The sequence below is a fragment of the Microbulbifer mangrovi genome (assembly GCF_002009015.1).
Classification (GTDB): Bacteria; Pseudomonadota; Gammaproteobacteria; order Pseudomonadales; family Cellvibrionaceae; genus Microbulbifer; species Microbulbifer mangrovi.
In genome coordinates this window covers 1-495 of sequence record NZ_LZDE01000055.1, presented here as the reverse complement: position 1 = coordinate 495, position 495 = coordinate 1, and the positions used below count along the sequence as shown (strand labels likewise).

At 43.4% G+C, this 495-nt stretch carries 1 protein-coding gene; it reads right to left on the bottom strand.

What is annotated here, in order from left to right; genetic code table 11:
• Positions 1–61: 61 nt before the first annotated feature.
• Positions 62–421 carry a hypothetical protein gene (locus B4U49_RS00235; RefSeq protein WP_078082624.1) on the bottom strand — a complete coding sequence of 120 codons (360 nt, stop codon included), beginning with the start codon at positions 419–421 and terminating at the stop codon, positions 62–64.
• Positions 422–495 lie beyond the last annotated feature (74 nt).

Here is a 495-nt window from a genome sequence, read left to right as displayed (position 1 = left end):
GTAAGCTGTCCCGCGGAGGGCCGCAGGCCCGGAGCTATTTGCCCGGCCTTGTTATCTTTATTTAGGGCTCGTAGTCCTTACATTTATAGATGATCCACTCATCGCCTATCCGAGGACGAATACTAACTAGAGACTGGCCTCTAAGCTCCCATTCATAGGACCCGGTGTACTCAACGCCATCATAGATAAAGGCATATTCGATTTCTATTTTGTTTTCTTCAGGAACGAAAACACTCAATATATCTTTCTTTTCTTCATAACCATAAATGACATTTTTACGGATATGAACGATAGAATCGGTAGCCGCTCTACCTTGCTTACAATGCCTGTCCCAAGTACCCCAATATTCTTCTGGAATGTTGTTGCTTGAACTATATCCATATAACGGGACAAGAAGCAAAGCCAGAGCAAAATTTTTCATCGATGTTTGATTCCAAATTAAAGATAACGCCGCGCACAGGGGCGGCTTACTTTATGCGCGTTTTGCGCGAAAAT

Bases quoted from the DNA above. Each gene is read 5' to 3' on its own strand.
- B4U49_RS00235 (WP_078082624.1), bottom strand. From the start codon at position 421: ATGAAAAATTTTGCTCTGGCTTTGCTTCTTGTCCCGTTATATGGATAT.